The organism is Streptomyces sp. NPDC057424 (genome assembly GCF_042803315.1).
GTDB lineage: Bacteria > Actinomycetota > Actinomycetes > Streptomycetales > Streptomycetaceae > Streptomyces.
Window position 1 is genome coordinate 20,886 of sequence record NZ_JBHVCP010000076.1, and the last position, 8,157, is coordinate 29,042.

6 protein-coding genes and 1 pseudogene are annotated in these 8,157 nt (G+C 70.6%); 5 read left to right on the forward strand and 2 right to left on the reverse strand.

Translation table 11 applies throughout. From position 1 onward, the window contains the following. Entirely contained in the window at positions 1-2,253 is a 2,253-nt protein-coding gene (glgX, locus tag ACFU3E_RS34925) for a glycogen debranching protein GlgX (RefSeq protein WP_384167696.1), read from the reverse strand. Between the two features lie 186 nt (positions 2,254-2,439). Between glgX and ACFU3E_RS34930 the strand changes: the two genes are divergently transcribed. The 5 genes from ACFU3E_RS34930 to ACFU3E_RS34950 all read left to right on the forward strand — a co-directional run bounded on the left by ACFU3E_RS34930 (position 2,440) and on the right by ACFU3E_RS34950 (position 7,953). Further along, complete coding sequence (locus ACFU3E_RS34930) at positions 2,440-3,684, forward strand: Ig-like domain-containing protein (protein ID WP_384167699.1); 1,245 nt, start codon at positions 2,440-2,442, stop codon at positions 3,682-3,684. A 154-nt stretch (positions 3,685-3,838) separates the two neighbouring features. Beyond that, complete coding sequence (locus tag ACFU3E_RS34935; protein WP_384167701.1) at positions 3,839-5,071, forward strand: Ig-like domain-containing protein; 1,233 nt, start codon at positions 3,839-3,841, stop codon at positions 5,069-5,071. A gap of 81 nt (positions 5,072-5,152) precedes the next feature. Further along, positions 5,153-5,920, forward strand: coding sequence for an enoyl-CoA hydratase/isomerase family protein (locus ACFU3E_RS34940; RefSeq protein ID WP_384167704.1), 768 nt, complete (start codon positions 5,153-5,155; stop codon positions 5,918-5,920). 169 nt (positions 5,921-6,089) lie between these two features. Beyond that, positions 6,090-6,698, forward strand: coding sequence for an ATP-binding protein (locus tag ACFU3E_RS34945; protein ID WP_384167707.1), 609 nt, complete (start codon positions 6,090-6,092; stop codon positions 6,696-6,698). 76 nt (positions 6,699-6,774) lie between these two features. Beyond that, positions 6,775-7,953 carry a YncE family protein gene (locus tag ACFU3E_RS34950; RefSeq protein ID WP_384167710.1) on the forward strand — a complete coding sequence of 393 codons (1,179 nt, stop codon included), beginning with the start codon at positions 6,775-6,777 and terminating at the stop codon, positions 7,951-7,953. A gap of 24 nt (positions 7,954-7,977) precedes the next feature. On the opposite strand, the pseudogene ACFU3E_RS34955 reads toward ACFU3E_RS34950, so the two are convergent. After that, positions 7,978-8,157 (reverse strand): annotated as a pseudogene (locus ACFU3E_RS34955) (GNAT family N-acetyltransferase); the annotation flags it as partial.

The window sequence follows — 8,157 nt, forward strand, 5'->3', positions numbered from 1 at the left end:
TCAGCCCGCCACCCGCAGCAGCAGCACCGCCCGCGCCGGCATCGTGATCTCCGACCCCGCCCGGTGCTCCACGCCCGGCGCCTCCCCCTGCTCCTCCAGGCTCGTGTCGACGACGACCTCGTACCGCTCGGCCCAGGGCGGCCCCGGCAGCTGGAAGTTCACCGGTTCCTCGCCCGCGTGCAGCACGGCCAGGAAGCTGTCGTCGAGGATCTGCTCCCCGCGCTCGTCCCGGCCCGGAATGTCCCGGCCGGACAGATACATGCCCAGGGTGGCCGCGGGCGCGTACCAGTCCTGCTCCGTCATCTCCGTGCCCCGGGACGTGAACCAGGCCAGGTCGCGCAGCCCGTCCGCGGTCTGGGCCCGGCCCGAGAAGAACGCCCTGCGCCTGAGCACCGGGTGCCGGTGGCGCAGCTCGATCAGCCGGGAGGTGAGCGCGAACAGGGCCTTCCAGCCGGGGTCCCGAAGCAGCTCCCAGTCCAGCCAGCCGGTCTCGTTGTCCTGGCAGTAGGCGTTGTTGTTGCCGCGCTGGGTGCGGCCCAGCTCGTCGCCCGCGACCAGCATGGGCACGCCCGTCGACAGCAGCAGGGTGGTCAGCAGGTTTCTGAGCTGCCGCCGCCTGAGCGCCCGTACGCCCTCGTCGTCCGTCTCGCCCTCGGCGCCGCAGTTCCAGGCCCGGTTGTCGTCCGTGCCGTCCCGGTTGCCCTCGCCGTTGGCCTCGTTGTGCTTGCGCTCGTAGGTCACCAGGTCGCGCAGGGTGAACCCGTCGTGGGCGGTGATGAAGTTGACGGACGCGTACGGCCTGCGCCCGCCCCAGGCGTACAGGTCGCTGGAGCCCGACAGGCGGTAGCCCATCTCCCGCACGTCCGGCAGCGCGTGCCGCCAGAAGTCCCGCACGGCGTCGCGGTACCGGTCGTTCCACTCCGTCCACAGCGGCGGGAACGCCCCCACCTGGTAGCCGCCCGACCCCACGTCCCACGGCTCGGCGATCAGCTTCACCCGGCGCAGCACCGGGTCCTGGGCGATGACCGCGAGGAACGGGGAGAGCATGTCGACGTCGTGCATGGAGCGGGCCAGCGCCGCCGCCAGGTCGAAGCGGAAGCCGTCCACACCCATCTCGGTCACCCAGTACCGGAGCGAGTCGGTGATGAGGCGCAGCACATGCGGCTGGACCACGTGCAGGGTGTTGCCGCAGCCGGTGTAGTCGGCGTAGCGGCGGGCGTCGTCCTGGAGGCGGTAGTAGCCGCGGTTGTCGATGCCCTTCAGGGACAGCGTCGGGCCGAGTTCGCCCGCCTCGGCGGTGTGGTTGTAGACCACGTCGAGGATGACCTCGATCCCGGCCGCGTGCAGGGCGCGCACCATCCGCTTGAACTCCCCGACCTGCTGGCCGGTCGTGCCGGAGGCCGCGTAGGCCGAGTGGGGAGCGAAGTAGCCGATGGAGTTGTAGCCCCAGTAGTTCCTGAGGCTTCTGCGCAGCAGGTGGTCCTCGTGGGCGAACTGGTGGACCGGCAGCAGCTCCACCGCCGTCACGCCCAGCTTCACCAGGTGCTCGATCGCCGCCGGGTGCGCGAGGCCGGCGTAGGTGCCGCGCAGCTCCTCGGGGATGCCCGGGTGCAGTCGCGTGAAGCCCTTGACGTGCAGCTCGTAGATCACCGAGTCGGCCCAGGGGGTCTTGGGGCGCCGGTCGTCGGCCCAGTCGTCGTCATCGTGGACGACGACGCCCTTCGGGACGTGCGGCGCCGAGTCCCGGTCGTCGCGCACGGTGTCGGCGACGTGCTGCTGCGGCCAGTCGCGGACGTGCCCGTACACCTCCGGCGGCAGAGTGAAGTCTCCGTCCACGGCACGGGCGTAGGGGTCGAGGAGCAGCTTCGCCGGGTTCCAGCGGGCGCCCGTCCAGGGGTCCCAGCGGCCGTGCACCCGGTAGCCGTAGCGCTGCCCGGGCAGCACACCCGGGACGAAGCCGTGCCAGATCTCGTGGGTCAGCTCGGCGAGCCGGACCCGCGACTCCTTGCCCGTCTCGTCGAAGAGGCACAACTCGACCCCCTCGGCCCCGCCGGCCCACAACGCGAAGTTGGTGCCCGCCACCCCGTCCGGGCCGACCCGGAACCGGGCGCCCAGCGGTGTCGGCGCGCCCGGCCGGGCGGGCATGGGGGGCGCCTGCGCGGCCCGCCGCATGCCGTTCACGGCGGCGGCCCGGCGCCCGTTCTCAGTGGCCTGATGGCCGGCCACCGCCTCCTGCTCGGCTGCGCTGGACACCTGTCAGCCTCCCGCGGCTCGTGGGACGACGGGGGACAGAGGGGTGCGGCCTGTGCTGCGGCCCGGGTCGCGGCTCCCCTGCGCGTCGTCCTCCCCACTGTTCTGCCCAGAGCGTGGGTCGCACTCACGTTTCCCCGGGGGCGGGCATGGTCGTTTCCGGGGACACGGCCGGTCGTTGGGCACCTCGTGAGGCACGTACAAGGGCGCGCGCGGCGCGCGAGGGCCGCGCTGGCCGCCGTAGTGACATGGGCAGGGCTCCTCACCGGGGCCACGGGCTGTACCTCGGACGACGCGGGCGGGATCGCCGGGGCGTTCGGCGCGCCCCCGGCGCCCGAGGACGTCATCAAGGTCTCGCCGGCCGACGACAGCAGGGGAGTGCGCCCCGGGAAGAAGCTGCGGGTGCGCGTGCCCGACGGCCGGCTGGAGAAGGTGAAGGTCGTCAGGTCGCAGGACGCGCAGGAGTCCCCGGTGCCCGGGCACCTCTCCGCCGACGGCCTGAGCTGGGAACCCGACGAGCAGCGGCTCGCGCTGGCCGCCAAGTACACGATCGACGCGGTGGCCGTGGACGGCGACGGACGCCGCTCGGCCCGGCACACCACCTTCACCACCTACGTTCCGCAGGAACGCTTCATCGGCTACGTAGCCCCGGAGAACCGCGCCACGGTCGGCACCGGAATGATCGTCTCCCTGGAGTTCAACCGGAAGATCACCGACCGCGCCGCCGTCGAACGCGCGGTCCGGGTCACCGCCCGCCCGGCCGTGGAGATCCGCCCGCACTGGTTCGGGAAGACCCGCCTCGACTTCCGCCCCGAGGACTACTGGAAGCCCGGCACCCAGGTCACCGTCGCCCTGCGCCTGCGCGACGTCGAGGGAGCGCCCGGGGTCTACGGCCTGCAGCACAAGACGTTCTCCTTCACCGTCGGCCGCAGCCAGATCTCCGTGGTCGACGCCGCCGCGCACTCCATGGAGGTCCGGCGCGACGGCGAGCCCCTCGCCACCGTGCCGGTCACGGCCGGCGCCCCCAGGACGACCACGTACAACGGCAAGATGGTGGTGACCGAGATGCTCGACGTCACGCGGATGAACGGCGCCACGGTCGGCTTCAAGAAGCGCGACGGCAAGGGCGAGTACGACATCCCCGACGTCCCGCACGCCATGCGCCTGACCGACTCCGGCACCTTCCTGCACGGCAACTACTGGGCGCACCACACCGTGTTCGGCCGCACCAACGTCAGCCACGGCTGCATCGGGCTGCGGGATGTGAAGGGCGGCGGCTCGGACACCCCGGCCGGCTGGTTCTTCGACCGCAGCCTCGTCGGGGACGTCGTCGAAGTCGTCAACAGCAATGACAAAAGGGTCTCTCCCGACAACGGGCTCGGGGGATGGAATATGGGCTGGAATGCATGGAAGGCGGGCAGTGCGGTGAAGTAGCCGGACAGAGGGGCGGGTTGACCCGGCGTTTCGTTGGGACCGAACGGTGACAATCGCGGGCCGCCGGTGCCGGCTCCCCTGTGGTTACTATTCGCCGACGCGCGGGGGACGCGCGGGGTGCGGGCCTGACCAGGTCCGGGGAGGGGAGAACCACGTGAACGGGCGACCGATATCGGGGGCGTCGGTTGGGCGCAGGAACGGAGTGCTCGCGCTGATACTCGGCGTGCTGCTCCTCGCCGTCACGGCGTGCGGCGGCGGGGGGACGGGCTCCGGTTCCGGCGGGGGCGGCAGCAAGGGCAAGGACTCGGACACCTCGCAGAGCAAGCAGTCCGAGGCGGTCATCGGTATCACCCCCGAGGACGGAGCCGAGTCCGTCGACACGAGCGGTGCGCTGAAGGTGACCGCCACGAAGGGGAAGCTGACCGAGGTCGAGGTCAAGGACGGCAAGGGCAAGAAGGTCGACGGCGAGATATCCGGGGACGGCGCCAGCTGGACGCCGTCCATCCACCTGGCCGGCGCCACCAAGTACACGGTCCACGCGGTCGCCGAGGACTCCGAGGGCCGCACCGCCGCGGAGGACGCGGGCTTCACCACCTTGACCCCTCGGAACACCTTCATCGGCACCTTCACCCCGGAGGACGGCTCCAAGGTCGGCGTCGGGATGCCGTTCTCCATCCGCTTCTCGCGGGGCATCACCAACCCGGAGGACGTCGAGAGGGCCATCCGCGTCACGACGGAGCCGGCCGTCGACGTCGAGGGCCACTGGTTCGGCAACGACCGCCTCGACTTCCGCCCCGAGAAGTACTGGAAGCCCGGCACCAAGGTGACCGTCGACCTGAACCTCGACGGCGTCGAAGGCCGCTCCGGCGTCTACGGCGAGCAGGACAAGACGGTGAAGTTCACCGTCGGCCGCAACCAGGTCTCCGTCGTCGACGCCAAGAAGCTCACGATGAAGGTCATGCGCGACGGCAAGGTCATCAAGACCATCCCGGTCACCACCGGCAAGCCCGGCATGGAGACCTGGAACGGCCAGATGGTCATCAGCGAGATGCTCACGGTGACCCGGATGAACGGCGAGACGGTCGGCTACGGCGGCGAGTACGACATCAAGGACGTCCCGCACGCCGTCCGCCTGACCACCTCCGGCACCTTCCTGCACGGCAACTACTGGGCGAGCGGGGCCTTCGGCAACTACAACGCCAGCCACGGCTGCATCGGCCTGCGCGACGTGCGCGGCGGCTGGGACAAGAAGGTGGCCGCCGCGTGGTTCTTCAACCACTCGATGGTCGGTGACGTGGTGGTCGTCAAGAACTCCGAGGACCGGACCGTCGCCCCGGACAACGGGCTCAACGGCTGGAACATGTCGTGGGAGAAGTGGAAGAAGTAGTTCTCCGCTGCTGACAGGAGGGCCCCGGTGTGACGGACCGCACCGGGGCCTCAGTCGTTAGTCATGGTTAACCTGCTGCCTATGACCGTCTCTCTCGAAGTCGCTGAAGGCGTCGGCACGCTCCGTCTCGACCGCCCGCCCATGAACGCGCTGGACATCGCCACGCAGGACCGGCTGAAGGAACTCGCCGAGGAGGCCACGCGCCGCGAGGACGTCCGGGCCGTGGTGGTCTACGGCGGTGAGAAGGTGTTCGCGGCCGGTGCGGACATCAAGGAGATGCAGGCGATGGACCACACCGCGATGGTCCTGCGCGCCCGCGCCCTGCAGGACTCGTTCACGGCGGTGGCCCGGATCCCCAAGCCGGTCGTCGCGGCCGTGACGGGGTACGCGCTGGGCGGTGGCTGCGAACTCGCGCTGTGCGCGGACTTCCGCATCGCCGGCGAGAACGCCAAGCTCGGCCAGCCGGAGATCCTGCTCGGCCTGATCCCCGGCGCCGGCGGCACCCAGCGCCTGGCGCGCCTGGTCGGGCCCTCCAAGGCCAAGGACCTCATCTTCACGGGCCGGATGGTGAAGGCCGACGAGGCCCGTGAGATCGGTCTGGTGGACCGGGTCGTCCCCGCCGGCGAGGTGTACGCCCAGGCGCACGCCTGGGCCGCGAAGCTGGCGAAGGGCCCGGCGCTCGCGCTGCGCGCCGCGAAGGAGTCGATCGACACGGGCCTGGAGACGGACATCGACACGGGCCTCGCGATCGAACGCAACTGGTTCGCGGGTCTGTTCGCCACCGAGGACCGCGAGCGCGGGATGCGCAGCTTCGTGGAGGAGGGCCCGGGCAAGGCGAAGTTCCTCTGAACATCCCTCCAGGGGCTTGCAATTGACGCGGTGTCTGACCCGGTGTCCCTCGTTGGGGCGGTTTATGGCAGCCTTAAGGCAGCCTTAAGCCGGTTTGGTCGGGGGGCTTCCCCGGTTATCCCGGAGTGGAACATTCCAGCAGGTCAGACGAGGTGGGCGTGCCTCCGAAGTGCCTTTGGCATATGACGGAAGCCCTCCGGTTCACCGCCTGTTCGACGGGGTGTATTCCCCGGGAACGGCCCCGTCGGAGGCCCGGGGCGGCCATGATGGGGGCATGGCGGGGCTGGAGGGTATGGAACAGCCGCGGGGGCACGCTCATGCGGCCGCGGCGCGCTGGTCGCCGACCGTCGAGGACGAACACGCGCTGAAAGCGCTCGAGTTGTACGGCAACCCGACGGAGGCAGAGGTTCCACTGCCGTCCCGCCCCGAGTCCGCGGCCATCGCGAGACGGCTCACCCAGGTCGTGGTCCTGCGCCACTGGGGGCTCGGCCCCAAGGCCACGGAGGACGCTGTCCTGCTCGTCTCCGAACTCGTCGGCAACGCCGTCCGCCACACCGGCGCCCGCGTCTTCGGGCTGCGTCTGCACCGGCGCCGCGGCTGGATCCGCGTCGAGGTGCGCGACCCCTCCCGGGGGCTGCCCTGCCTGATGCCGGTTCAGGAGATGGACATCAGCGGCCGGGGTCTGTTCCTCGTCGACAAGCTGGCCGACCGCTGGGGGGTCGATCTGCTGCCCCGGGGCAAGACCACCTGGTTCGAGATGCGGGTCGCCGACCGCTGAGCGGGCGCGATGCCTCACCCGGCCGCCGGACAGCCGAATCACCGGATTCCTCTGGAAGCGCCCATTAAATGGGGCAATGCACCGCTATCTCGTCAAGAACACCCTCGTCGCGGGTGCCGCCCTCGTCCTCCTCGCCGCCTGCGGCACCGGCAGCGGGGAACGGACCTCCGAGGCGCGCGGCACCGAGGCCGCCGTGCCCGCCCCGCCGGAGCGGAAGCCCGTGGAGGGCCTGCCCGGCATGCCGCCCGTCCTGGACCCCGAGGACGTGTACGCCGCCGACCGCCCGAACAAACTGTCCCCGGTGGTCAAGGACTTCCCGTCCCGGGTCTACGTCCCCAACACCGAGTCCGACACGGTCTCCGTCATCGACCCGAAGACGTACGAGATCATCGAGACGATCCCGGTGGGCCGGCAGCCCCAGCACGTCGTGCCCTCGTGGGACCTGAAGACGCTCTGGGTCAACAACAACCGCGGCCACACCCTCACACCGATCGATCCCAAGACGGGCAAGGCGGGCAAGGAGGTCGAGGTCCACGACCCCTACAACCTCTACTTCACGCCCAACGGCAGGTACGCCGTCGTCATGGCCTCCCTCGACCGCGAGCTGGTCTTCCGCGACCCGCACACCATGAAGATCAAGAAGACCGTCCCGGTCTCCTGCTACGGCGTCAACCACGCCGACTTCTCCCTCGACGGCCGCTACTTCATCGTCTCCTGCGAGTTCAGCGGCGAGCTGCTCAAGGTCGACACCGAGAAGATGGAGGTCGTCGGTCAGCAGCGGCTGCCGTTCCAGGGCGCCATGCCGCAGGACGTGAAAATCTCACCCGACGGCAAGAAGTTCTACATCGCCGACATGATGGCCCACGGCATGTGGGTCCTGGACGGCGACACGTTCACCGAGCCCACCCTCATGCCCACCGGCAAGGGCTGCCACGGCCTCTACGTCAGCCGGGACTCGCGCGAGATGTACGTGTCCAACCGGGGCGAGGGCACCATCTCCGTCTTCGACTTCACCAAGAACAAGCTGACCAAGAAGTGGGACCTGCCCGACGGCGGCAGCCCCGACATGGGCGGCGTCTCCGCCGACGGCAAGGTGCTGTGGCTGTCCGGCCGCTACGACGCCGAGGTGTACGCCATCGACACCCGCACCGGAGTCCAGCTCGCCCGCATCCCGGTCGGCAGCGGCCCGCACGGCCTCGCGGTCTACCCGCAGCCCGGCCGCTACTCGCTCGGGCACACGGGCATCTTCCGGTGAGGTCCGGGACCATCAGCGGGTGCGTCAGCGGCCCGCGCCACGAGCCGTGGCGCTGAGCAGCACCTCCGAGCCCACGGGCAGATAGCCGGCCGCCTGGAACGCCCGCAGGCTGCGGGCGGTGCAGGGGGGCACCCGGGGCCACACCCGCGCGCCCCCCGCCAGGTGCCGTGGCGCCGCCCCGAGCCGCCGCCCCAGCCCCCCGGG

Coding starts and splice junctions, on each gene's coding strand:
- ACFU3E_RS34940 (WP_384167704.1), top strand. CDS start 5,153: ATGACCGTCTCTCTCGAAGTCGCTGAAGGCGTCGGCACGCTCCGTCTC.
- ACFU3E_RS34950 (WP_384167710.1), top strand. CDS start 6,775: ATGCACCGCTATCTCGTCAAGAACACCCTCGTCGCGGGTGCCGCCCTC.